This is a genomic window from Phyllobacterium sp. UNC302MFCol5.2 (assembly GCF_000686005.1).
Taxonomy (GTDB): Bacteria; Pseudomonadota; Alphaproteobacteria; order Rhizobiales; family Rhizobiaceae; genus Phyllobacterium; species Phyllobacterium pellucidum.
The window spans coordinates 150,144-174,856 of record NZ_JMLL01000015.1 but is presented as its reverse complement, the minus strand read 5'-3'; the positions used below and the strand labels follow the sequence as shown (position 1 = coordinate 174,856).

At 59.1% G+C, this 24,713-nt stretch carries 23 protein-coding genes; 17 read left to right on the top strand and 6 right to left on the bottom strand.

Annotation, left to right across the window (positions count from 1 at the left end):
* Positions 1-41 precede the first annotated feature (41 nt).
* The 4 genes from BR48_RS0120175 to BR48_RS0120160 all read left to right on the top strand — a co-directional run bounded on the left by BR48_RS0120175 (position 42) and on the right by BR48_RS0120160 (position 4,659).
* Positions 42-1,229 (top strand): polysaccharide pyruvyl transferase family protein, encoded by a 1,188-nt coding sequence (locus BR48_RS0120175; RefSeq protein ID WP_027232966.1) that lies wholly within the window; start codon positions 42-44, stop codon positions 1,227-1,229.
* Positions 1,229-2,446 (top strand): hypothetical protein, encoded by a 1,218-nt coding sequence (locus tag BR48_RS25105; RefSeq protein WP_051615283.1) that lies wholly within the window; start codon positions 1,229-1,231, stop codon positions 2,444-2,446. Before BR48_RS0120175 ends, BR48_RS25105 begins: the two co-directional genes overlap by 1 nt.
* A 58-nt stretch (positions 2,447-2,504) precedes the next feature.
* Complete coding sequence (gene galE, locus BR48_RS0120165; protein WP_027232965.1) at positions 2,505-3,524, top strand: UDP-glucose 4-epimerase GalE; 1,020 nt, start codon at positions 2,505-2,507, stop codon at positions 3,522-3,524.
* A 136-nt stretch (positions 3,525-3,660) separates the two neighbouring features.
* Positions 3,661-4,659, top strand: a complete 999-nt coding sequence (locus BR48_RS0120160) for a LacI family DNA-binding transcriptional regulator (RefSeq protein WP_027232964.1) — start codon at positions 3,661-3,663, stop codon at positions 4,657-4,659.
* 40 nt (positions 4,660-4,699) lie between these two features.
* Here BR48_RS0120160 and BR48_RS0120155 read toward each other — a convergent pair whose 3' ends face one another.
* The 5 genes from BR48_RS0120155 to BR48_RS0120135 are packed head-to-tail and all read right to left on the bottom strand — an operon-like array spanning position 4,700 to position 8,526.
* A complete protein-coding gene (locus BR48_RS0120155) occupies positions 4,700-5,497 on the bottom strand; it encodes a transporter substrate-binding domain-containing protein (protein ID WP_027232963.1) in 798 nt (265 codons plus the stop codon).
* Positions 5,494-6,444 carry an isoaspartyl peptidase/L-asparaginase gene (locus tag BR48_RS25100; RefSeq protein ID WP_051615279.1) on the bottom strand — a complete coding sequence of 317 codons (951 nt, stop codon included), beginning with the start codon at positions 6,442-6,444 and terminating at the stop codon, positions 5,494-5,496. Before BR48_RS25100 ends, BR48_RS0120155 begins: the two co-directional genes overlap by 4 nt.
* Before the next feature lie 3 nt (positions 6,445-6,447).
* Positions 6,448-7,182, bottom strand: a complete 735-nt coding sequence (locus tag BR48_RS0120145; protein ID WP_027232962.1) for an amino acid ABC transporter ATP-binding protein — start codon at positions 7,180-7,182, stop codon at positions 6,448-6,450.
* Position 7,183: 1 nt separating this feature from the next.
* Complete coding sequence (locus tag BR48_RS0120140; protein ID WP_027232961.1) at positions 7,184-7,855, bottom strand: amino acid ABC transporter permease; 672 nt, start codon at positions 7,853-7,855, stop codon at positions 7,184-7,186.
* Positions 7,855-8,526: an amino acid ABC transporter permease gene (locus tag BR48_RS0120135; RefSeq protein ID WP_027232960.1), complete on the bottom strand. Its 672-nt coding sequence runs from the start codon at positions 8,524-8,526 to the stop codon at positions 7,855-7,857. The genes BR48_RS0120140 and BR48_RS0120135 overlap by 1 nt, the downstream gene beginning before the upstream one ends.
* Positions 8,527-8,849: 323 nt before the next feature.
* Here BR48_RS0120135 and efeU point away from each other — a divergent pair, with 323 nt between their 5' ends.
* From efeU to repC, 13 genes are all read left to right on the top strand, one after another.
* Positions 8,850-9,692 carry an iron uptake transporter permease EfeU gene (gene efeU, locus BR48_RS0120130; protein WP_027232959.1) on the top strand — a complete coding sequence of 281 codons (843 nt, stop codon included), beginning with the start codon at positions 8,850-8,852 and terminating at the stop codon, positions 9,690-9,692.
* A 14-nt stretch (positions 9,693-9,706) separates the two neighbouring features.
* On the top strand, positions 9,707-10,897 hold the full coding sequence (gene efeO, locus BR48_RS0120125; protein ID WP_036815045.1) for an iron uptake system protein EfeO: 1,191 nt from the start codon (positions 9,707-9,709) through the stop codon (positions 10,895-10,897).
* Positions 10,898-10,902: 5 nt separating this feature from the next.
* Positions 10,903-12,210: an iron uptake transporter deferrochelatase/peroxidase subunit gene (efeB, locus tag BR48_RS0120120; RefSeq protein WP_027232957.1), complete on the top strand. Its 1,308-nt coding sequence runs from the start codon at positions 10,903-10,905 to the stop codon at positions 12,208-12,210.
* Positions 12,211-12,221: 11 nt separating this feature from the next.
* A complete protein-coding gene (efeO, locus tag BR48_RS0120115) occupies positions 12,222-13,049 on the top strand; it encodes an iron uptake system protein EfeO (RefSeq protein ID WP_027232956.1) in 828 nt (275 codons plus the stop codon).
* A gap of 175 nt (positions 13,050-13,224) precedes the next feature.
* Complete coding sequence (locus BR48_RS0120110) at positions 13,225-13,797, top strand: GbsR/MarR family transcriptional regulator (protein ID WP_027232955.1); 573 nt, start codon at positions 13,225-13,227, stop codon at positions 13,795-13,797.
* Positions 13,798-13,801: 4 nt separating this feature from the next.
* Positions 13,802-15,562 carry a thiol reductant ABC exporter subunit CydD gene (gene cydD / locus BR48_RS25095; protein WP_051615277.1) on the top strand — a complete coding sequence of 587 codons (1,761 nt, stop codon included), beginning with the start codon at positions 13,802-13,804 and terminating at the stop codon, positions 15,560-15,562.
* On the top strand, positions 15,562-17,253 hold the full coding sequence (cydC, locus tag BR48_RS0120100) for a thiol reductant ABC exporter subunit CydC (RefSeq protein WP_027232954.1): 1,692 nt from the start codon (positions 15,562-15,564) through the stop codon (positions 17,251-17,253). The genes cydD and cydC overlap by 1 nt, the downstream gene beginning before the upstream one ends.
* A gap of 78 nt (positions 17,254-17,331) precedes the next feature.
* Positions 17,332-18,909: a cytochrome ubiquinol oxidase subunit I gene (locus BR48_RS0120095; protein WP_027232953.1), complete on the top strand. Its 1,578-nt coding sequence runs from the start codon at positions 17,332-17,334 to the stop codon at positions 18,907-18,909.
* A gap of 6 nt (positions 18,910-18,915) precedes the next feature.
* Entirely contained in the window at positions 18,916-20,070 is a 1,155-nt protein-coding gene (gene cydB, locus BR48_RS0120090) for a cytochrome d ubiquinol oxidase subunit II (protein WP_027232952.1), read from the top strand.
* A 16-nt stretch (positions 20,071-20,086) separates the two neighbouring features.
* Entirely contained in the window at positions 20,087-20,212 is a 126-nt protein-coding gene (gene cydX, locus BR48_RS25590; protein WP_051615275.1) for a cytochrome bd-I oxidase subunit CydX, read from the top strand.
* A gap of 266 nt (positions 20,213-20,478) precedes the next feature.
* The gene (gene repA, locus BR48_RS0120080; protein ID WP_027232951.1) at positions 20,479-21,678 is read left to right on the top strand and encodes a plasmid partitioning protein RepA; all 1,200 of its coding nucleotides are present in this window, start codon (positions 20,479-20,481) and stop codon (positions 21,676-21,678) included.
* 83 nt (positions 21,679-21,761) lie between these two features.
* Positions 21,762-22,727, top strand: coding sequence for a plasmid partitioning protein RepB (gene repB / locus BR48_RS0120075; protein WP_027232950.1), 966 nt, complete (start codon positions 21,762-21,764; stop codon positions 22,725-22,727).
* 159 nt (positions 22,728-22,886) lie between these two features.
* A complete protein-coding gene (gene repC, locus BR48_RS0120070; protein ID WP_027232949.1) occupies positions 22,887-24,161 on the top strand; it encodes a plasmid replication protein RepC in 1,275 nt (424 codons plus the stop codon).
* Positions 24,162-24,326: 165 nt separating this feature from the next.
* Here repC and BR48_RS0120065 read toward each other — a convergent pair whose 3' ends face one another.
* On the bottom strand, positions 24,327-24,671 hold the full coding sequence (locus BR48_RS0120065) for a DUF779 domain-containing protein (protein ID WP_027232948.1): 345 nt from the start codon (positions 24,669-24,671) through the stop codon (positions 24,327-24,329).
* Positions 24,672-24,713: the final 42 nt, after the last annotated feature.

Genomic DNA, 24,713 nt, shown 5'->3' with positions numbered 1-24,713 from the left:
GAAACACCGTAAAGTCCGAAAGCCAAACGGAGGTAATTTCTATGGCACGCGTACTCGTAATGATCCCCTCAGGCGAAGTGTACGATCACGACAGTGTTCGCTGGTACAACTACAAGGATGTTCAGCGCAGCATCAACCACTATCACAATATTGGCGATGCTTTCGTATTCGACTCGTCGCTTAAGCTGATGAATTACGACAAGCTCGGCGTACTGCCGATTGCTGAACCCAAGATGGAAGACATCGACCGCCTTCGGGAGGAATATGACTACGTCTTCCTGCGCGGCTCCAACTACGTTCATCAGTCGATGGGCTGGAGCCAGACGATCCCGGTTCTGAAGCGTCTCGGCCTGCCGGTCATCGCCTTCGGCATCGGCGCGCAGGCTCCGGTCAAGGGCAAGCTCGAGCTTTCCGAGGAAACCAAGACCGTCCTCCACATGATGGCCGATTCCACCGCGTCTATCGGCGTGCGCGGCGCCTATTCGGCGCAGGTGCTGTGGGATATCGGTATCCGCAATGTGCGCATCGTCGGCTGCCCGACGGCGTTCCGCCGGAACGACCCCGAAATGCGCATCAAGTTGCCGGCGCTCGAGGATGTCCAGAACATCGGCATCACCATGCGCCGCGAAGTCTCGCCGACCTATGCACAGGATATCAAGCGCTACCTGACGTTCCATCGTGATCTCGTCAAGGAACTTGCCGGGCGCTTTGACGCCGTGCTGATGTCGCAGGGCGAAGTCGAGGAAAAGAAGCTCGTCTTCGGCACGGAAGAGCAGAAAGAGGAAGCCATCGCAGCGTTGAAGGCCAACAAGTGGGTCTCTGACTGGTTCCTCGACGAGACTGTCGAAAAACTCTATCGCGAGCGCATGTTCTATTCGGACGTGGTTGCTGACTACGAGGATCTCGTTCAGTCGAAGGATCTCGTGCTCGGCTACCGCCTGCACGGCAACCTGATGGCCTTGTCGAACGGCACCCCGTCGATCTACTTCACCTATGACAGCCGTACGGTTGAGTTCGCCGAGACGTACCAGATTCCAAGCTTCGACGTCTTCAGCAACAAGGAATTCAAGCTCGAGGACTATTGGGATCAGTCGCTCTTCGACAAGTACAATCGCGCCTGGTACCAGACCTATGGTGAAATGCATCGCTTCCTCACCGAAAACGGTGTCGACCACAAGATGACCGACACGAGCAAGCGCATTAAAGAACCTGTCCGCAAGGTTGCCTGATGCGCAATTGCTTCGCCATAGCTGCCGCCGCACTCGTGCTGGCGGTGGCTGGGCCTGCTCTTGGCCAGGAGACGCCGAGCGCCACGCTCGCCGTTTCCGGCCCGGAGGAAATGGTATTCGATTGGGCAAAGCAGGCCTGCGTCAAGTCGCACGTGCCCGATGCGCCGGCACGTGCCTTTCGCGACTCTGACGGCAACGTCCACCTGATCGCCAGCCACAATGACAATCGCCGCTTCAGCGGCCCAGACCTCAATCACTTGCAGCCCGAATGTGCGGTCATCTACCAGGCGAAGAAATCCAATGTCCTCGGCCAGTATGACGATATGGGCTGGATCAGCGGTATGTGGACCGGCGATGGCAAGACCGTCTATGCGCTCGCCCATATGGAACTGCGCGGCAATCGCGCCCCTGGTCTTTGCAGCAACAAATCCTATAGTTCCTGTCTGTTGAATACGGTCACCGCCCTGGTGTCGCGCGATGGCGGCAAGAACTTTGCAGCGGAAACTGGCTCAGGTTCCGGCCCGATGGTGGCGAACCTCCCCTACCCTTTCCCGAACGATCGGAATGCACGCGTCGGCTATGCCAATCCGACAAACATAATCCAGCGTGACGGTTGGTATTACGCCATGGTATTCGCGGATGGCTATCGCGACCAGAAACGCGGCAATTGTGTGTTGCGCACGCGCGACCTTGGCGATCCGTCTTCTTGGCGCGCCTGGGACGGCAAGGAATTCTCGGTTCAATTCATCGATCCGTTCCGCCAGCAGACGGCAAACGCGAAGGATCATGTCTGTGCGCCCGTATCTACAAATAAAATCGGCCGCATGATCGGCTCGATATCCGAACATCGCGGCAGCGGTGAAGTCATTGCCGTCTTCGGCGACCGGCGCACCGAGGACGGCAAGACCGCCTCCGGAATCTATGCATCGACCTCAAGGGATCTGGTGAACTGGTCGGAGCCAAGGCTCATTTTTGAAGCGCCGCTGCTGTGGGAGAAGAGTTGCGGGGCCGATGGCAGGGTGTTCTACCCTGCCTTGCTCGACCCCAACGCGAAGGCACCGTCTTTCCAGGATACCGGGGACAATGCCTTCATCTATTTCACACGCTATCGGCTGACCGGATGCAAGGTCACCTGGGACAGGGACCTCGTGCGCGTGCCGGTCACGATTTCAATGGGAGGAACAGCGAAGGGACAGGGAGGAGGAACGGCGCAGTAATCGATTGGCAGACCTGTCTATCCCCAAACCTTTTCTCAATCCTTCAGGAGTACTTCCCATGACTGTTCTTGTTACCGGTGGCGCAGGCTACATCGGCAGCCACATGACGCTGGCGCTCAAGGATGCCGGCCGTTCCGTTGTGGTTCTCGACGATCTCAGCTGCGGTTTTCCATGGCTGGTGCCAAGCGACGTGCCGCTGGTGCGCGGCGATATCGGCGATCAGGCACTGGTCCGCGATGTCATTCGCAGCTATGGAATCACAGCGATCCTGCATTTTGCCGGGTCGATCGTCGTGCCCGATTCGGTGCGTGATCCGCTCTTCTACTATCGCAACAACACGGTCCAGTCCCGAAACCTGATCGAGACCTCCATAGGTGAAGGGATCAAGAACTTCATCTTCTCTTCCACAGCTGCGGTATATGGCGAGCCCGAGACGACGCCGATTACGGAAGATATGCCGCACCAGCCGATCTCGCCCTATGGCACGTCCAAGCTGATGACCGAATGGATGTTGCGCGATGCGGCCGCCGCTTATCCTGATTTCAACTATGTCGCCCTGCGCTATTTCAACGTTGCGGGAGCTGATCCGCAATTGCGGTCCGGTCAATCGTTTCCGCGGGCCACGCACCTCATCAAAATCGCGAGCCAGGCCGCAACGGGCGAACGCTCGCATATGGAAGTCTACGGAACGGATTATCCGACCCCGGATGGGACTTGTGTGCGCGACTATATCCATGTCAGCGATCTCGCGCAGGCTCACCTATGCGCCCTCAACTATCTCGAGGATGGCGGGCGCAGCACGGCCGCCAATTGCGGTTACGGCTATGGCTACTCAGTGCTCGAGATCATCGATGCGGTGAAGCGCGTTTCCGGCGTGGATTTTGCGGTCAAACTCGCGGCGCGCCGAGCGGGCGATCCGGCAATCCTGGTGGCAGGCAACGAGCGTGTGCGCAGCCTGCTCGGCTTCGCCCCAAAACGCGACGATCTCGATCTGATCGTCGGCGACGCGCTTGCATGGGAACGGCAATTGCAGGCGCAAGAAGCCAAACAGCGTGAAAAGACGCTCGCCAACGTCTAGACGAGTGTCGGCTGACGATCACGCTTTTATCATTGAACCCCATGCGGCGAACCGGTTAAGCAGGAGGGTGGTCTGACGCCACCCCGCACCGATCGCCATGGGGGGCAGCCTGGACCGTAAAGGGGGGCTGTGTTGCATGATTGAGCCGCGCAAGGGGACTGGACAGCCGACGATTGCCGACGTCGCCGAGCTTGCGGGCGTTTCGCGTGCAATCGCATCGCGCGCGCTTTCGAGCGAGCCGAGGCCGGTCTCGGCCGACAAGCGCGAACGTGTGCTCAAGGCGGCGCAGACGCTCGGCTACAAGCCGAACCTCCTCGCACGAAGCCTGACGACGAAGACGGTCAATCTCGTTGCCGTGGTGGTCAATCATATCCACGACCTTTCGGATCTCGACCTGTTCGATCTCCTGATCAGCGAGATCCAGTCCATCGGCAAGCAGGTGATCTTCGTTCGGGTCGGGTCCTCGCAAGGGATCGAGGAGTTCCTGCGCAACGGGATTGCCTATCACGTCGACGCTGCGCTGGTTTTCTCCGACTTTGCCGACGCCGCCACCGTGCGCAAGATGTTTCGCAATGACAGCGTGCTGATGCTGAACGGCATGCGCGACGCCGCCGCGCCCGCCATTATTCCCGACGAATTGACCGGAATCACGGCCGCAGTTGCGGATGCTGCCGGCAAAGGTGTTCGCACCGCTCTTCTCGTGACAGGGCGTGCGGCATCGGCCGTCGAGCAGGCACGGGTCGCACACTACAGGTCGGAACTTCAACGCAATGACATCGCGCTCGCCGGCGAGTTGCGCGGGGACTATTCCTACCAGAGCGGCCGACGCCTTGCGGTGTCACCCGACTGGAAGGAGGTGGACGCGGTATTCTGCACTTCGGATGCTATGGCCATGGGCGTGCTCGATGTTCACAGAGACGGGGTCCTGCAGACGCGTCCCAAAGCCTTTCGGCTCTATGGCTTCGACGACGTGACTTTGGCCGAGTATGAGGCCTATCCGATTTCATCCATAGGCTATGACAAGTCGATCTATATCAAGGAGATTCTGCGGTTCCTCACGCACCCGAAGGAGTTTCGGTCGGGCGGAACTCTGGTGCGGGTTCCGACCTATTTCGTTGCGCGCGACAGTTCCTGAACGAAAAGAATTGGGCCGGCAAGCCGGCCCATACCTGTCTTTACCAGAGCGGATTCAGCGTCGGCGGATTGGCCTTTTCGCCCCACCATTTCTTGTAGTTGGCCTCATATGCGCCGGACTGGATGTAGTCCGAAACGAACATGTCGAGCCAGCGTACAAATTCCGGGTCGCCCTTGGCGACGGCAATGCCGATCGGGTCGTTGGAAAAGAGGCCCGGAAGGGTAACGAGGTTGTCGTTTTTGGTCGCGAGGTAATCGAGGAGCGAAGAATCCTCGATCGCTGCATCGGCACGCTTCTGCTGGAGCAGAAGGACGCCATCCGGCGAGAAATTATCAGTATAGACCAGCTCAGCATCCGGAACCGCTTTTTTCAGGAAGCTTTCGCCGGTCGTTCCGCGGCCGACGACGACCTTCTTTCCGGCAAGGTCCTTAAGCGAAGCAATGCCAGCATCCTTCTGGACGATCACGCGCAGGCCGGCGCGGTTATAGGGAATGGAAAAGTTGACCGTCTTTGCCCGCTCAAGCGTCGCGGACGTATTGGCGACAACGATGTCGAGCTGACCGGACACGAGCATGGAAATGCGCGCATCGCCGGAGACGTCGGTGAATTCGACCGGCACGCCAAGCTTGGCCGCGAGTTGCGTCGCAACATCGACGTCATATCCGACTGGATTGTTCTTGTCGTCGCGGAAGCCGATCGGCTCGCCGCCGAGCGAAACGCCGATGCGCACCGTGCCGCGGTCGCGAATCTCTTCCAGCTTGCTGGCCTGCGCGGCGCCGGTAAATGCCACTGCCGCGGTCAGAGCAACGGCGGCAATCCTTGCAATCATGGTTTTCATGCATTTCCCCTTTGTGTTGTGGGCCGTGGATCGTATTGCCTCGCAATCCGCAGCTCAGGTTTGGATAATCGTGGCTCCCAGAACCAATATTTGATCTCTCCCGGGCAGCGGAAACTTGCGACGTCATGATTGCCCGCCGCATCGATTGCATGAACGACGACCCCGGCCAGGAAACCGGTGTCAAGTTCGGCAAGATCGTCGATCGCCATATCGACCGCTTCTCGCAATGAGTAGCCGAAGCGAAGGGCAAGCACGATGCTGCGCGCCGTGCCGCAGCGTATCGTCATTTCGCCGGTGTGGGTGCAGGCGGCCGCGCCATAGCGGCTATCGGCATAGAACCCTGCGCCGGCAATTGGCGAATCGCCGAGGCGGCCCGGATATTTCCAGGCCCAACCCGAAGTCGAGGTGGCGGCATGGATGCCACCCGCCATATCCTTCGACAGGAACACAGTGGTGTCGCGCACCCGTTCGGGGTCGGTGATGGCGCGGCTGAGGGGGGCGAGCGCTATGTCGGGGAACGCCGACAACTGTTCTGAGGAGAGCTCCTTTTCGAGCCTTTGCCACCAGACACGCTTGCTGTCGTCGAAAAGAACGTCGTCGAGCGGAAATCCGATCTCGGTTGCAAAGCGTCGGGCGCCGTCGCCGGTCAGCATCACATGCGGCAGCCGCCGCATGACTTCGCGGGCGAGCGCGGCCACGGCCAATGTATCCGGCACGGCACCTACCGCGCCGACATCGCGCGTCGTTCCGTCCATGACGCCTGCGTCAAGCTCCATCTTGCCGAGCATGTTGGGCCAGCCGCCATAGCCAACGCTGCGCACCTTGACCTCTCGCTCCACCTCGGTGATGCCGGCGACCATTGCATCGATGCCGTGGGCATTCTGCTGCAAGAGCTCGACAGATTTTTCGAAACCGGGCCAGGCCTCGGAATTTGCGATGAGGATCATGTTCTATTCTTTGCGCATTTTGGAGAGGAACTGGGCGATGCGAGAATTGGCCATCCCGCCATCGCCGGCAAAAAAACGGTCGGTCGGCAGGTCGACCACGAGGCGGCCCTTGTCGAGAAAGACGATGCGCGAGGAAATCGTCCGCGCGAATTCGATCTCGTGGGTGACGAACACCATTGTCGTGCCCGTACGCGCAAGCTGCGCGAGAATATTGAGCACCTCGGCGGTCATCTCGGGGTCGAGCGCACTGGTGATTTCGTCCAGCAGCAGGTAGCGAGGCTTCATCGCCAGAGCGCGACAAATTCCGACACGCTGTCGCTGCCCCCCAGAAAGCTGGGCCGGATAGGCGTCAGCGCGTGCCCCAAGGCCAACAGAATCAAGCAAGGCGCGGGCCTCGGACTCGGCCTGCGCGCGAGGAATCCTGAGCACCTGGATCGGGGCAAGCGTGACGTTTTCGACCGCGGTCATATGCGGGTAAAGGTTGAAGAGCTGGAACACGGTTGCCGAGCGCTTGCGCGCCTCGGCAAGGTCTTTCGGGTTCGAAACATCGAAATCGTCGATGGTGATGAGCCCGCCGTCCAGCCGTTCGAGCCCGTTCATGCAGCGGATCAGCGTGGACTTTCCCGACCCGCTGGAGCCGAGAATAGAGACGACCTCGCCAACGTTGACGTCAAGATCGATTCCGTCGAGGACCACGGCGGAGCCGAAGGATTTTTGTACGCCGCCGGCGCGGATCATCTCACAGACCTTTCCATGCAGTGTGAGCGCGCAGGCGCCGCTCCAACCGTGCGCCCCCAAGAGCGATGAGCTTGGCGGCGATGTAGTAGAGACCGCCGACAACGGTCCAGACGATGAATGGCTTCAATGTACGCAGATTAAGAATGTTGCCGATCTTGGTGAGATCGACGACGCCGATGACGGAGATCAACGATGTCACCTGGAGCTGGTTCACGAGGAGTCCCGTCAGGGGCCCAATGGCAAAGGCCATCGCCTGCGGCGCAACGACGTGGCGCAATATTTGCCAGCGCGACAGGCCGAAAACCCGCGCGGATTCGATCTGGTCGCGGCCGATAGACTCGATCGCCGCAACGGCTATCACGTAAATGAACGCAGCCGTGTTGCCCGATAGCGTAATAACAGCGGCCTCGACCGGCGTAACATTAATCTTCAACAGTGCGGGCAGGCCGAAAAATACAAGAAACAGCTGGACCAGAACCGGCGAGTTTTTAAGGAGCTCCGCGAGAAATGTAATAAGCGGCGTAAGCAGAGGCACGCGATAAAAGCGTATGACCGCCCATATCGTGCCGATCAGGAATCCGATGAGCGTCGTTACAAGAAAGAGCGCCACCGAGACGCCGAGCCCCTGCGCCAGCAATATAAGGTCGTAGGAGGTGAAGCTCGTATACCGCATCAGGCGACGTCCGGCATACGGTCGCGATTGAGGCGCCGATGCAGCGCGCCTATCGCGAGCGAGATAAGATAGGTCAAGCTTGCATAGACGATCAGGAGCACAGCATAGACCTCGAACGGGCGAAACGTATCGGAGGCCACGATCTTCGCCGAACCGGTCAATTCATTGAGGGTGATGGTCGAAAGGATCGACGAGGTCAGCACCAGATTGATAAAGACTGAACCGAGCGGCCTTATCGATGTGCGCAGGGCAATCGGCATAACGATCTTGCGAAATATCGTCGGTTTCGACAGCCCGCTTACCTCTGCAGCCTCAAGGATGCCTGTATCGATGGCGAGAATTCCCGAGCGAATGACATCGGAACTGAACGCACCTCCCGCAATCGAAAGCGCGAGAACTCCGGTCGTGAAGGCATCGATGTAGATGCCGATTTCCGGAAGCCCGTAGAAAAAGAAGAACAGCTGGACGATGAATGGGATATTGCGGAAGAGATCCACATATATGAAAGCGGCACGCGACAGGAGGGGCGAAGATGACGTGCGCAGGGCCGCGACGAGAAGTCCGATGACAAGGCTGCCGAACAAAGCCAGTGCGCAGGCCTCGGCCGTCAGAAGCGCGCCCTTCAGCAAGAATGGCACGTGCCGCGCCAGTATCATCAGGTCAAATTTCAAACGGCTATCCCCAAGCGAGTGAAACCGGTTTCACATTTGCCGAACGCAGACAGAGTGTCAAGTCGGATAGACAAGGTTCTATAAAGCGCCGTTCAGAATTGTGGCAATAATGCGGCAGCTCTCCATCTCGGCGCTTGAAGCGGATAAGCGCTATAGTGGACAAGCTTACTCAAGATACGGAAATAATTGAGGAATTCAGTCCAGATATAGATTAGAACACTTCTAATATATTGTTATTGCTTCGTTTTTAGCGAAAGTTTATGACTTGGCCCGCGTATAAGCCGTGTCATTCGCACGGCAAACCTGCGCTGGGGTTTGAATTCATGCTTGTTCCGTTTCTGATAATGCTGCGCGAGGGTATCGAGGCAGCACTTATCGTGGGTATCGTCGCTAGCTATCTCAAGCAGACCGGACGCCGTGAATGGATGCCTGCCGTATGGGTGGGCGTTCTCCTTGCAGTCGCCTTGTCGCTCTTTGTTGGCGCTGCACTGCAACTGGTCAGCGCCCAGTTTCCGCAAAAGGCGCAGGAGTTCTTCGAGGCAATCGTCGGCCTGATAGCGGTCATCGTGCTTTCGTCCATGGTTTTCTGGATGCGCAAGGCCGCGCGCTCGATCAAATCCGAGCTGCATACGCATATCGACGAGGCCCTCGCCCATACGTCCGGGCAAGCAACGGCACTGATCGCCATGGTGTTCTTCGCAGTGGCGCGCGAAGGGCTTGAATCGGTGTTCTTTCTGCTCGCCATCTTCCAGCAGAGCCCATCGAGCGAAGCACCACTTGGGGCCGTCCTTGGCATTCTGGTGTCGATTGCGCTCGGTTACGGCATCTATTTCGGCGGCGTGAGGATGAATCTCCGCCGGTTCTTCTTCTGGACGGGCCTGTTCATTCTCGTTGTTGCCGCCGGCATTCTGGCGGGCACGCTGCGCCATTTCCACGAGGCAGGTGTCTGGAACAGCCTGCAGACCGTGGTCATCGATTTGAGCGGAATCCTGCCTGTAAGCAGCCCGCTCGGAACCATCTTGTCGGGCATGTTCGGCTACCAGGATATGCCGACGCTGGGCGAAGTGATCGTCTACTTCTCGTTCCTTGCGATCAGCCTCTACTTTTTCTTGCGACCTTACGTTTCGGCTGCCGCAAACGCGCCAGCGACCAAGCCCTCGAACTGATCGGACGATTCTTCATGTCGCAATCCACCGGCTCCGCCTCCCCTCGCCCCGCATCACAGAAATTGATGCAATTGGCGGTCGTGGGGGCAGCGGCTCTCGTCGTCGCCGGCGGCGCCGCATTCTATTACGCGTCGAAAAGTGTAAAGCCAGTGGTAGTGGGCAATGCCATCACGGTTACAATCAAGAACGGCGCCTGCGATCCCAATGCGATTACCGTGGCCGCCGGTCCCTCTACGTTTACGATCGTCAACCAATCGGATCGCGCGCTCGAGTGGGAAATTCTCGACGGCGTCATGGTGATCGAGGAGCGGGAGAATATCGCGCCGGGAATCAGCCAGACGCTGCAGGCGAAATTGAAGCCCGGCGACTATGAGATCACCTGCGGGCTCCTCAACAATCCGCGCGGAACTTTGCATGTGACACCGTCCGCCGTATCCGACGCCGAGGCGGCGCGGCCGGCACTTCGCGCCTATCTTGGGCCGCTCGCCGAATTCCAGGTGTTTCTCGTCACCCAGGGAAACAGCCTCGTCAAGGCGAGCCAGTCCCTCGATGCCGCCATCAAGGCGGGCGATCTCGAAAAGGCCAAGGCAGCCTACCAAAGCGCGCGCGTTCCCTACAAGCAGATCGAGCCGATGGCAGATCAATTCGCGGACCTTCACAATGCCATCGATCCTGTCGCCGATTATCTCGAGAAGCGCGAGCAGGATCCGGCGTTCACCGGCTTCCATCGCATCGAATACGGCCTCTACACACAGAAAAGCACGGCGGGGCTCGAAAACTATTCGACCAAACTGCTGGCCGACGTGACAGCACTGAAAGACCGCATTCGCGGTTTGCGAATTTCCCCAGAGCAGATCGCCAAGGGTGCGCAGCGCCTCATGGCGTCCACGGCAGAGACGAAGGTGGCTGCGGGTGTCGACCACTACGCGCAGACCGATCTTTCCGACTTCGAGGCAAACGTCGCGGGCGTATCGCGGATGATGGCGCTGCTGAAGCCCGTCGCGGTGACCGCAGCCCCGCAGGTTGTCGGGGATATTGAGTTGCGTTTGACCGATGTGAGCACCGAGCTGAAGGCCCTTCGCGGGCCGGAGGGCTATCCTTCCTATGACGGCGTCAATGCCGATACCCGGAAGGTCCTTTCGCAGAAGATGCAGGCGCTGGCGGATGCGATCGGCAAGCTCAACGCCGCCGTGGGATTGGAGTAACGACGATGACGGCGAACGACAAGGGCCTCGTCACCACGCGCCGAAATTTACTGTTTGGCGTCGGCGCGGCTGGCGGTGTCCTCGCCACAGGGCTTGGCAGCGCAAGCGCGGCCGCGAAGCAGGAGGAACAGGTCACCGACGCTCCCGTCAGTGACAAGACGCAGGAGCGCCAGCCCTTCTACGGCGTGCATCAGGCCGGTATCATCACGCCCCGCCCGGCTGCCGGAATGATCGCAGCCTTTGACGTTCTCGCCTCGACGCCTGAAGACGTCGAGCGGCTGTTCCGCACCTTGTCGGAACGCATCGCTTTTCTGATGCAGGGCGGCAAGCCCCCTGTTTTCGACGACAGATTGCCGCCGTCGGATTCGGGCATTCTCGGGCCCGTCGTCCCACCAGATAATTTGACCATGACGGTCTCGCTCGGCTCGTCGTTCTTTGCCAAGCGCGATTGGCTCGGGGCACACAAGCCGAAGCGGTTGTCGCGAATGAAGGCGTTTCGCAATGACGCGCTTGATGGCGACCTTTGCCACGGCGATCTGGCGTTGCAGATATCGTCCAACACGCCCGATACCAACATTCACGCGCTGCGCGATATTATCAAGACCATGCCGGACCTTCTGGTTTTGCGCTGGAAGCAGGAGGGCTCTGTCCCTGTGTTGCCACCAAAGCCCGACGGCAGTCATGAAAGCGCGCGCAACTTCCTCGGCTTCCGCGATGGCTCGGCCAATCCGGACGCCAATAATACCGAGCTGATGGACCGTATAGTGTGGGTTACGGAGAACAGCGATGAGCCCGAATGGGCGCGTCGGGGCTCCTACCAGGTGGTGCGCATCATCCGCAACTTCGTCGAACGCTGGGACCGGACGCCGCTTGGCGAACAGGAGCGCATCATCGGGCGCAAGAAAGCAACCGGCGCTCCGTTTTCTGGCGAAACCGAACATGACCTACCGGATTATGCGAAGGATCCAGAGGGCAAGGTGACGCCGCTCGATGCCCATATCAGGCTTGCCAATCTGCGCACGCCGGAATCCGGAGCCAATCTCATCCTGCGCCGTCCGTTCAACTATTCGAATGGTGTCAGCAAGTCCGGTCAGCTCGAACAGGGACTGCTGTTCATCTGTTACCAGGCCGATCTTGAAAAAGGGTTCATCACTGTGCAGCGCCAGCTGGATGGTGAACCGCTGGAAGAATACATCAAGCCGATCGGCGGCGGCTTCTTCTTCACACTACCCGGCCCACTTGATGAAACCGACTTCCTGGGCCGGACACTACTCGAAGCAGCGGGTCACGCCGTGACTCGCGTCAGATCTTAAGGGGATAATCGATGAAGCTTAAACTTACACTCTCTGCCAGCCTGTTCGCCCTTTCCTCGGCCATCCTTCCTGGTGTCGCGGTGGCCGAGGTATCGCCACTCGATCTCGTGCAGCCGATCGCCGACTACAAGATTTATGTGTCGGAAAACTCCGAGAAGCTCGTGGCTGATACCAAGGCATTCACTGACGCCGTCAAGGCCGGTGATGTCGAAAAGGCGAAGTCGCTCTTTGGCGCGACCCGCATGAGCTATGAGGCGATCGAACCGATCGCAGAACTCTTCAGCGATCTTGACGGCTCGATCGACTCGCGTGCCGACGATCATGAGCTTGCTGAAAAGGACCCTGGGTTCACGGGCTTCCATCGGATTGAGTATGGCCTTTTCGCTCAGAACAGCACCGAGGGTCTTGGTCCGGTTGCCGACCAGCTCATGGCTGACGTAACCGAGCTCAACAAGCGCATTACCGACCTCACCCTGCCGCCGGAGAAGGTCGTCGGCGGCGCTGCCGTTCTGATGGAAGAAGTAGCTGCCACAAAGATCTCCGGCGAGGAAGATCGCTACAGCCACACCGACCTTTGGGACTTCAAGGCCAACTTCGATGGTTCGCGCAAGATCTTCGATCTTGTTCGTCCCCTGATCGAAAAGGATGAGGCCGCCTTCGTGACCAAGGTTTCGGCCAATTTCGACGCGGTCGATACGACCCTGGCGAAGTACAAGACCGCCGATGGCTACGAGCTATACGACAAGCTGAGCGAAGACGACCGCAAGGTCCTTGCCGCTGCCGTCAACACGCTCGCCGAAGACCTTTCGACCTTGCGCGGAAAGCTCGGCCTGAACTGACAAGCCTGAGAATCGAGAGGTGCAAGAGGCCCGGTCATCGCGACCGGGCCTTTTTGTTTGCCCGCTCGGCATGCGGCATTTTCGCCCCGCTCCGTACCCATTCTTGACCCGATCGCTTTCTTTGCTACTGTCATTTCAGTAATTTCTGAAATAACAGATAAAGCGAAAGAGTACCATGAATCTCCCGCCGCTCGTACAGTCCTTCGTTTTGCATTTTGGCGAAATGGGAAGCCGCTGGGGCATCAACCGGACGGTTGGCCAGATCTATGCGCTGCTCTATGTCTCGCCGGATCCGCTTAACGCGGATCAGATCGTCGATGCTCTTGGCATCTCGCGTTCGAACGTTTCCATGAGCTTACGCGAATTGCAGGCCTGGAATCTGGTTCTCTTGAAACACCTGCCCGACGATCGCCGCGATTTCTTCACGACGCCCGACGACGTCTGGCAGATCCTGCGTACGCTCGCGGAAGAGCGCAAGAAGCGCGAAGTCGATCCGACACTGTCGGTCCTGCGAGAAATTCTGATGCAGCAGCCGGCGAGTGAGGCGGAACGGCATGCGCAGGAGCGGATGAGTGAAATGCATGGGCTCATCGAGCGGCTGACGACCTGGTATGAGGATGTCAAGCAACTTGAGACCGACCGGCTGGCAACCCTGTTGACGCTGGGCGCCAAAGTCACGAAACTGCTGGAGGCGAAGGATAAGATCGTCTCGCTCGGCAGATCGAAGCGCACTACTGAAAAGGGTTGATGGCATGAAACCCGCAGCAGATGCATCATTGGCGCTTCGCTCAGAGGTGAGCCCGGCAGATGCATGCACTGTGCGGGAATCGACTCATAAGCCGTCTTCCAGTCTGCCGATTGACAAGCAAAAGCCCGCTCGCGCCAAGGCGGCAGCGTGGTTGCAACTAGCGGCGGCCCTCCTCTGGCTTCCGCAGGCATGGTTGCTGGCAATGGCGGTTGGCCAGATTATCGCGGGCACCGATTGGCGCAATATTGTCTGGCTCGCCGTTGGGGTTGTCGCCCTCGGCGTCCTGCGGTCTGCTCTTGACGCGGCGGGTACGCGGGTTGCGTTCCTTTCCGCCCGCAAGTCACTTTCCGAACTGCGCCAAACCGCTATCGCCTCCCTGGCGCGGCGCTCGCCTCTCGACATGACGCGTCCCGCCTCCGGGCTTGCAGCCAGTGCGATAACCGAGCAGACCGAGGCTATCCTGCCCTATCTGGCCCGCTTCCAACCGGCGCGGCTCAAGGCGACATATGTTCCCCTTGCCATCCTTGCCTCCATTGTCCCGTTCTCCTGGGTGCCGGCTCTGGTGCTGCTCATGGCCGCGCCGTTGATACCGCTATTCATGGCGCTGATCGGCTGGCGCGCCAAGGCTGCCAGTGAGAAGCAACTGGTCGAGATGGGTAGCATGAATGGCTTTCTTCTTGATCGCCTGCGTGGAATGACGACCATACGCGTTTTCGATGCAGTTGACCTGACGGCCGACCGGTTGCGCGCCAACGCCGAATCCCTGCGCTCGCGTACAATGGCTGTACTGCGGGTTGCTTTTCTCTCTTCAGCTGTACTTGAACTCTTTGCCGCCCTCGGCGTAGCCATGGTCGCCGTCTATATCGGTTTCCACTATCTTGGACAGTTGCCATTCGGTGCCTGGGGTGGGCGGCTCGATCTGAGCGAGGGCTTGTTCATCCTCCTGCTTGCGCCGGCCTTCTTCGAACCGCTGCGGGAACTTTCATCTGTATGGCACGACCGTGCTGCCGGTGAAGCGGCGCTGGCCGCACTTGCCGAGCTCAGCGATCAGGGCATCGCCATCGTGGGCGGGTCTGGCGGCAATGATCAGGACGACGATGATAAGGCCGCGTCAGTCTCAATCGAAGCGCTTGGCTATTCTCACGCGGGGCGTGATCGCGATGTGCTGGAGGACTTCGACCTCGAGGTAAAGCCCGGCGAGCGTGTCGCGGTACTTGGCCCGAGCGGGTCGGGCAAGTCCACTCTTCTTGCGCTGATCGCAGGGCTGGCTCCCCTCGAAAATGGCAGGATCATCATCGGCGGCGAGCATCTTACGAGCGCGACTGCAGATCAGTTGCGCAATCGAATGATTTGGATCGGCCAAAGGCCGCATATATTTGCCGGCTCACTATATGAGAATATCGCGCTTGGGCGTCCCGATGTCGACATGGCTCGGACCGACAGTGCACTGGCTGTTGCCGCCCTCGAACACGTCGCCGAAGCCCACGGCAGTTTTCAATTGGGTGAGGGCGGTTCCGGCCTTTCGGGCGGCGAGATATTGAGGTTGGCGCTCGCGCGTGCTGCTGCTGGCTCAGGAAAGAATCTTATCCTCGCCGATGAGCCGACGGCACATCTGGACACGTTCACCGCTCGCGAAATCACCGAAGGCCTCCTCGAAATCGCCAGGGGCAAGACACTGATCGTTGCAACGCACGATCCAATACTCGCCGCCCGCATGGATCGCATCGTCAGGCTATTCCCTCAGATCGCGCAGGAGGCTGCGTGATGGGGATCCTCCACACTTTCCGGCCGATCATTGCATTATTCTACCGAGAGCGCCGCAGCATGCTCCTTGCTGGTGCATTGCTCGCAGCGGCCACGGTTCTTGCCGGTATCATGCTGCTTGGCCTCTCCGGCTGGTTCATCACTGCGACGGCCATTGCCGGACTCTCATCTGCAACAGCATTTGCATTCGACGTATTCGCACCGGCTGCTGCCATCCGATTTCTGGCTCTCGCGCGAACGGCAGCGCGTTATGGCGAGCGCCTGACAACGCATGATGCAACGCTCGGCGTGCTCGCTGGTTTGCGCGAACAATTGTTTCGCTACTGGTCACGCCCGCAATCCGCAAGGTTGCTCGTTCAGCGGCCGTCGCGCCTGCTGTTCCGTCTTACCGCCGATATCGACGCGCTCGATTCGCTATATCTGCGCGTGCTCGTACCGGCAGCAGTTGCGATCGTGACAGCGCTCGCCGTTGCCGTAACTCTTGGGATGATGCATCCGCTTGTCGGTCTTGGCGCAGGGACATTCCTGCTTCTCACAGGGCTTGGCGTGCCGCTCATCGCCGCAAGGTTCGCGGGTGCCTCGTCGATACGCCGCGCTCACGCGCTTGAGGCGCTCCGCTCCCGCAGCATCGATCTCGTTGCCGGACAGACAGATCTATTGATGACCGGTCGGCTTGCGGCGCAAGTGGAAGGGGTGGCGGCCGCCGACCGCCGGGCGGCTGCCGCCGATAGCCGTCTGAACTGGATCGAGGTTTTCGCCGGCGCAGGGCTTGGGGTCGCCTCGGCGCTCCTGCTTGGCGGGACGCTCATGGCCATGGCGGCCCTGGCCAGCGCGGGCGCGATCAATGGTCCCGTTGCGGCGCTTGGCGTTCTGGTGGCCCTCGCAGCGCTCGAACCCTTTGCAGCATTGCGCCGGGGCGCCGTGGAGCTTGGCCGCACCTTACTCGCCGCACGGAGAATTGGACCAAGCCTTGCACCCCCCTCCCCTCCCGTGCCACGAACAGCGGCGCTGAACGGCGAAGCGGTTCGTACTGCGAATGCTAGGGTCACCCATGACGGCGCCCCCCTCCCCGCCCTCCACGCATTAAACTTCACAGTTGCCGACGGCGAGCGTGTTGCACTGATCGGGCCGAGCGGTGCCGGCAAGTCGACCCTGCTGGCGCTCATTGCCGGTGAACTTGGCGCCGCCGATCGCGGCGAAGTCGCAACCGCAAAATCTGCTCTGCTGACGCAGAGGACCGAACTTTTTCAGGACACGCTGCGTGACAATCTGCGGCTGGCAGCGCCGGAGGCGGATGACGCGCAACTGCATCGCGCGCTTGATCAGGCGGGGCTCAACGAGCTTGTTGCATCGCTTCCGATGGGTCTCGGCACCAGTCTTGGTGAAGGCGGGCTCGGCCTCTCCGGCGGACAATCGCGGCGCCTTGCTCTTGCGCGACTGCTTTTGCGCGATGCGCCGCTCTGGCTGCTTGACGAGCCGACCGAAGGCCTCGACGGCGCCACCGCCCGCGACGTGCTGCAACGGCTCCGCAGTGCCATGCCGGGCCATGCGGTCGTGATCGCGACGCATATTCGCCGCGAGGCCGAACTCGCTGACAGGATCATCATTCTCGAACACGGGCGGATCGTCGCTGCGCCGCGCCGTGGGGAGAAGGTTTTCGATACCGCCCTCGCCGCGCTACGGCCGGACTGAGGGCCAGCAACTTCATTCGGCGGCACGCAAATGTGCTGCCGGTCAACAGGGGGGTCGGGGTAGGCCCGACTAGATGCAATGGAACTCGATATCGTGGCGCTTTCGCGCCTGCAATTTGCGATAACGGCGTTATATCACTTTCTCTTCGTCCCGCTGACGCTTGGACTTTCAATACTCCTGGCGATCATGGAAACGGTCTACGTCATGACCGGCCGCGTCATATGGCGCCAGATGACCAAATTCTGGGGTACCCTATTCGGTATCAATTTCGCCATCGGCGTCGCGACCGGCATCGTGATGGAATTCCAGTTCGGTATGAACTGGAGTTATTACAGCCACTATGTCGGCGATATTTTCGGCGCGCCGCTCGCGATCGAGGGGCTGATGGCATTCTTCCTCGAAGCGACATTCGTCGGCCTGTTCTTCTTCGGATGGGACAAGCTGTCGAAGGTCGGCCACCTCGTCGCGACCTGGTGCGTTGCCGCCGGTTCCAACTTTTCGGCGCTGTGGATTCTCATCGCCAACGGTTGGATGCAGAATCCCGTAGGCGCGACCTTCAATCCGCAGACAATGCGCATGGAAGTATCTGATTTCTATGCAGTTTTGTTCAATCCTGTCGCGCAGGCGAAGTTCGTTCACACCGTTTCGGCTGGCTATGTCACTGCATCGCTTTTCGTTCTCGGCGTGTCGGCGTGGTATGCGTTGAAGGGGCGTCACATTGGGCTCGCCAAGCGTTCGATGACCGTCGCCGCCTCGTTCGGCCTCGCATCCGCCTTATCGGTCGTCGTTCTCGGTGACGAGAGCGGATATCTGTCGACTGAGCACCAGAAGATGAAACTCGCCTCGATCGAAGCGATGTGGGAGACGGAACCTGCCCCCGCCGCTTTCACCGTTTTCGGCTTCCCCGATCAGGAATCGCGGGAAACGCATTTTGCAGTGCGCGTCCCGTGGGTTATGGGATTGATCGGTACGAGGTCGCTGACGACGCCAATCCCCGGCATTGAGGAACTTGTCGAACACGCCCGTTTGCGTATTAAGGAAGGCATCATCGCCTATGACGCCTTGCAGAAAATAAGAGAGGTCGGCAGCACGACGGCCGTTTCCGCCGAGGTGCGCGATGCTTTCGAGGCGAATGGTGCCGATCTCGGCTACGCCCTACTGCTGAAGCGCTATGTCGACGATCCGCGTCTTGCCACACCCGAGCAGATCGACAAGGCGGCCTGGGATACGGTTCCTAACGTCCCGAGACTGTTCTGGTCGTTCCGCATCATGGTTGGGCTCGGTATCTTCTTCATTATCCTGACGACGACCTTCTTTATTCTGTCCGTTCGCCGCAAGATCGATGCCTATCCCTGGCTGTTGCGGGTCGCTGTGTTTGCGATCCCCCTCCCCTGGATCGCCGCCGAACTCGGCTGGGTGGTCGCCGAATCCGGTCGTCAGCCCTGGATCATCGAGGGCGTTCTTCCGACAGCCGCGGCGGTCTCCAGCCTCGGTGCATCGACGGTGCTCCTTACCATTTGCGGCTTCGTGCTGATCTATACGGTTCTGATCATCATCGAGATGGGCCTGATGCTACGCGCGATCCAAAAGGGCCCCGACCCCGACACCGAGCCGGAAGCCGAACTCATTTCCCCGCACATCGTGCCAGCGGAGTAAGCAAACATGATACTGCACCAATTCATCGACTATGAGCTCCTGCGCCTTATCTGGTGGGTCCTGCTGGGTGTTCTTCTCATCGGCTTCGCCATTACCGACGGCTTCGACCTCGGGATTGGCACGCTCCTGCCCTTCGTCACCAAGACCGAGACAGAGCGGCGCATTGCGATAAACGTCATCGGCCCCACCTGGGAAGGCAACCAGGTCTGGCTCATTCTTGGCGGCGGCGCTATCTTCGCCGCATGGCCGCCGCTTTACGCGGTTTCCTTCTCGGGCTTCTATCTCGCGATGTTCGCAATCCTCGCGGCATTGATCTTGCGGCCGGTTGCCTTCAAATACCGTTCGAAGCGCGATAGCGACCGCTGGCGCAGCGGCTGGGACATTGCTCTTTTCATCGGCGGGTTTGTGCCGTCGCTTATCTTCGGTGTTGCGGTGGGCAATGTCCTCCAGGGCGTTCCGTTCCGCTTCAACAACGACCTTCGCGTCTTTTACGAGGGTACGTTCTTCGGCCTGCTCAATCCGTTCGCCTTGCTGTGCGGCGTGCTTTCGGTCGTGATGCTCATCATGCATGGGAGCGCCTATCTGATGCTGAAGACCGACGGCCCGATCGCCGAACGCGCCCGCAGCTATGGCGCGCTCGCGGCACTCGTGACGCTCGTACTTTACGCTCTTGCAGGTATCATTCTTTGGCTGGGCATTGATGGCTACGTCATCACGAGCGCGATCGATCCTCACGGCCCGTCAAACCCACTCATGAAAACGGTGGCGGAGGCGCCGACTGGCTGGTTTAGCAACTATGGCGCCTATCCCGTGCTGCTCATCGCCCCGATACTGGGACTTGCCGGCGCTGCCCTGGCCTTTTACGGCTTTCGCGCGAGGGCGGAAATAGCGACGCTTCTCGTGAGCGCTCTGTCGATCTTCGGAATGATCGCAAGCGTTGGGGTGTCGATGTTCCCGTTCATCCTTCCCTCCTCGCTGGATCCACGGTCGAGCCTGACGGTTTGGGATGCATCTTCGAGCCATCTCACGCTGTTCATCATGCTGGTCGTGACCGCGATCTTCATCCCGCTAATCGTCGCCTACACAAGCTGGGTCTATCACGTGCTCTGGGGCAAGGTGGATGCCAATTCAGTCGACGACAAAAGCGGCCACGCTTACTGATCGAAGGGATCGAATCATGTGGTATTTCTCCTGGCTTCTCGGATTGCCATTCGCTGCGGCCTTCGCCGTCCTCAATGCGATGTGGTACGAACTCGTAGAGGACGATGCGACACGCAAGGACGGCACCGATCAGCGCGAGTGATCACAGCTTGTTCTACACATCAGTTTACTGCGGTAAACTCGATTGATTTCTTGCGTTGAATCAATCACCTAGAGCCGGCGTCGATGTGATGGCAAATATCGTTTAGAGCGGCTGACGCCTTCACGGATTTGCCGGCTCTTCCACAGGCGAAATCCTGTTAACCTTTTGTTAACCCAAAAATTCTTGCCGGATCAGACGAATCGGAGCTTAATGGCGCTTCGTAAAGCGTTTGCTTTGAAAAAGCGCTATTAGAGGTTTCGATTCAGATGAATATCGCAATGCCTCTGCCCAAGTTCGAGTTCGACGACAAGATCCTCGATCAAGGGGCGGAGATTTCCCGCCGGCTGGACCAACTTCGGATGGAGAAGTTTCCTCCGAATGCGAAGAAGACATTGCGTTCCTTTTCGATGGCCGAGGTCGCCCATTATCTCGGCGTCACGCAGAACAATCTGAAGCGACTGCACCTCGAGGGCAAAGGCCCTGTACCTGCACAGGCTGCGTCAGGTCGCCGTTCCTATACGGCCGAGCAGATGATGGACTTGCGGCACTATCTCGATCGCAATGGCCGCACCGAAGTGAAGAAATACGTGCCGCACCGCAAACCGGGCGACAAGCTGCAAGTCATCGCCGTGGTCAATTTCAAGGGCGGATCCGGCAAGACGACGACGGCTGCGCATCTTGCCCAATACCTCGCACTGACCGGACACCGCGTTCTTGCGATCGATCTTGATCCGCAAGCCTCATTGTCGGCTCTGCATGGCTTTCAACCCGAACTCGATCGCAATTTGTCACTCTACGAATCCATTCGTTACGACGATGAGCGCAAGCCGATCTCCGAGGTCATCCTGCCGACCAACTTTCCCGGGCTCGACATAATCCCGGCAAATCTCGAACTGCAGGAATATGAATACGACACCCCGCTGGCTATGCAGGACCGCTCCTCGCTCGAAGGCCGGCAGTTCTTCACCCGTATCGGCAAGGCGCTCGAAGAAGTGGACAACCGCTACGACGTTGTCGTGGTCGATTGCCCGCCGCAGCTTGGCTATCTGACGCTGACAGCCATGTCGGCGGCGACGTCCGTTCTTATTACCGTTCATCCGCAGATGCTCGACCTCATGTCGATGTCGCAGTTCCTGTTGATGCTCGGCGGGATCCTGAAGACAGTCAAGCAGGCCGGGGCGAAGGTCCAACTCGACTGGTTCCGCTACCTGATCACGCGCTACGAGCCGACGGACATTCCGCAGGCCCAGATGGTCGGCTTCATGCAATCGATGCTGGCCGAGGAGATCCTTTCCAATCCCATGCTGAAATCCACGGCAATCTCCGATGCCGGGCTAACAAAGCAGACCCTCTATGAGGTCGAGAAGAACAGCTTCACGCGATCAACCTATGAACGCGCAATTGAGTCGCTGGACGCGGTCAACGCCGAGATCGCAACGCTCATTCACCGTGCGTGGGGACGCTGACCATGGGTGAGGGGTTTACCGCAGTAAAAAACGCGAAATTGGAACGCAGGACCAATTGCTTACAGCTTAGCGGGAGCAGATAGATGGCCCGTAAGGACATTTTCAGCAGTGTCATGAACCCGGCGCCGGTCAAGACCGAGCGCAACAATGCCCTGAACTATGTGGTAAGTGGTGCGTCGCGCTCGATAAAGAGCTCCTTCGAGGAACTCGCCAAGGGAAGCGTCGTCGAACTTGATCCCGATCTCGTCGATGGATCGTTCGTTGCCGACCGTATCGACGAGGACGACGAGGCGTTTCAGGAGCTGCTGACCGCGGTGCGGGAGAGGGGGCAGGATTCGCCCATTCTTGTGCGGCCGCACCCAGCGGCGGCCGGGCGCTACCAGGTTGTCTTCGGCCACCGCCGTGTCAAGGTAGCAAAGCATCTCGGCCGGCAGGTCCGCGCCGTCGTGAAGGCGCTCGAGGACCAGGACCATGTGATCGCACAGGGCCAGGAGAATGCGGCCCGTTCGAATCTTTCCTTCATTGAGCGCGCATTGTTTGCAAAGCGGCTGGGCGATCTCGGCTACGATCAGTCCATCATCAGGTCCGCATTGGCGATCGATGCGACGACGTTCTCGAAAATGCAGTCCGTCGGCGCCCACATCCCGGAAGATATCATCCTCGCTATCGGCGCTGCGAAGGCGACGGGACGGGATCGGTGGTGGCAGCTTTCGAAGCTATTGGAAATGCCAGGCAATGCGGCGAAGGCGAAGGCACTGGTCGCGTCGGGTGAACTAGAAGCGGAGACCGGCGACGCGCGCTTTGGGCAACTGTTCGATTTGTTGAGCAAGGCCAACAAGCGCCCCGCTAAGGCCGCTGCTTCGCGCAAGAAGGCCTGGGCGCCGACGGACAAGTCGCTCCGCGTCGATATCAACGACAACGGCAAGGCGTTTACCCTGGCGCTCAAAGCCAAAAACGCTTCGCGCTTCGGATCCTATATTACCGACAGGCTGGAGGAGCTTTACCGCGAATTCCAGCAATCGGAAACGGTCAATAAATCAGGAGATTAACCCGCAAAAGAAAAAAGCCCACCTCAACATCGCTGTCTCGGAAGGCTTCTCTCATATCTCTAGCAGGATCGAGAATCGCATTTCCCCGAATCAGTGTCAAGATATTTTGACGTCGTTCTGGCGAGTGGATTTCTTTTGCCTTTAGAAAGGTAAGAGGCAATGCAGACGGGGAATGCATTCACGACGCCCTTTGGGCGGCGGTCGCTATCGCTTGGCATGTTGGCAACCCAACACCTGGCCCTGGAGATAGATCCGGCAACGTCGATCGACAAATGGAAGCTGTTCAGGAGCCTGTGCGAGGCGAGGGCGCTGGTAGGAATTTCGGACCGCGCTCTGGTGGTACTGAACGCTCTGCTGACGTTCTATCCACAGGCGGAGCTCAGCGAAGCAAACGGGCTTGTTGTCTTCCCGTCAAACGCGCAGCTGTCGTTGCGGGCGCATGGAATGGCTCCCGCCACATTGCGTCGCCACCTCGCTGCTCTGATCGAAGCGGGGCTCATTTTCCGCAAGGACAGCCCCAACGGCAAACGCTTCGCACGCAAGGCGCGGGGAGGGGAGGGTGGTGAAGCATTCGGCTTCTCGCTGGCTCCCTTGGTGGCGCGGGCCGAGGAACTCGCAGCAATGGCCGAACAGGTGAGAAGCGAACGGCTTCAGCTGAAGCTGATGAAGGAGCGCGTAACGCTGCTCCGGCGCGATATTGTCAAACTTATTGAACTCGGCTTCGAGACTTTGCCCGATCTTGACTGGAGCGCGCAGTATAGGCGGTTTCGCAGTGTCATTGACGGGATTCCGCGCCAAGCGACCATCCACGATCTGGAACCCGCTGTGGACGGTCTGGAATGCATCCACATGGAAGTGTCTAATACCTTGGAGAAGCAGTTAAATTCTAAGAATATGAGCGCCAAAGAGTCCCATACTGAGCGCCACAAACAAAATTCAAACACCCAATCCACTTCTGATCTTGAACCCGGCTTTAGAAAAGACCAGGGGGCAAAAGTCGTTGATCAAACGGGACGGACAAAGATAGAGCAGTCGGTATCAGACAAGACGGCCAGAAGCGCGCAGACACGGCAAACTGCGCAGGCCGACAGGCCAATCCCGCTTGCATTGGTTCGCCAGGCATGCCCGAGCATTGCCGCCTATGGGCGCGACGGTATTTCAAGCTGGCAGGACCTGATGGCCGCGGCCGTGGTCGTGCGCTCGATGCTTGGGGTGAGTCCTTCGGCCTATGAGGAAGCTTGCGATATACTGGGCCAGGAAAATGCGGCGATTGTCGTAGCATGCATCCTCGAAAGGGCAGACCATATCAACTCGGCCGGCGGTTATCTGCGTTCCTTGACGGACAAGGCGGCACGCGAGGAGTTTTCGGTCTGGCCGATGCTCCTTGCTCAGCTGCGGGCCAATGGCAGCCACGTTCAACTGGTGACCACATGACGAAGACGGAATTTTATGACAGCTACGCTTGGCGAGCGAACATAGGGTTGCGCCGAACGAGCGGAAGTGAAAGTCGTATTGCCTTCCGCTTCGGCAAAAACATTAACCTAAACAGAGGATTAACGTGTGGACCGCGTTTGGCCTCCCGGGGGAGCGAAGCCGCGGTCACTGGTTGCTGCCAACGGCACAGATCGTGGAGCGTGTGAGGAACCGCACTTCACGGCCATTGTCGAGCGAGAACATGCCGCCCCGTCCCGGAACGACGTCGATGATCAGGTCGGTGTGTTTCCAGACATCGTACTGGGAGGCGCTGATGTAAACCGGCGCGCCGCCGATCTCGCCAAGCTTGACGTCCTGGTCACCGATAATGAAATCGCCTTGCGCATAGCACATGGGCGAAGAACCGTCGCAGCAGCCGCCGGACTGGTGAAAGAGGATCGGCCCGTATTCTGATTGCAGGGTCGAAATCAATTCGAGCGCAGCAGGGGTGGCGGTGACTTTTTCTTCCATGGGAGCCTCCAAGTGAAATTGACGGCGCCAGCCTTCCCAGCG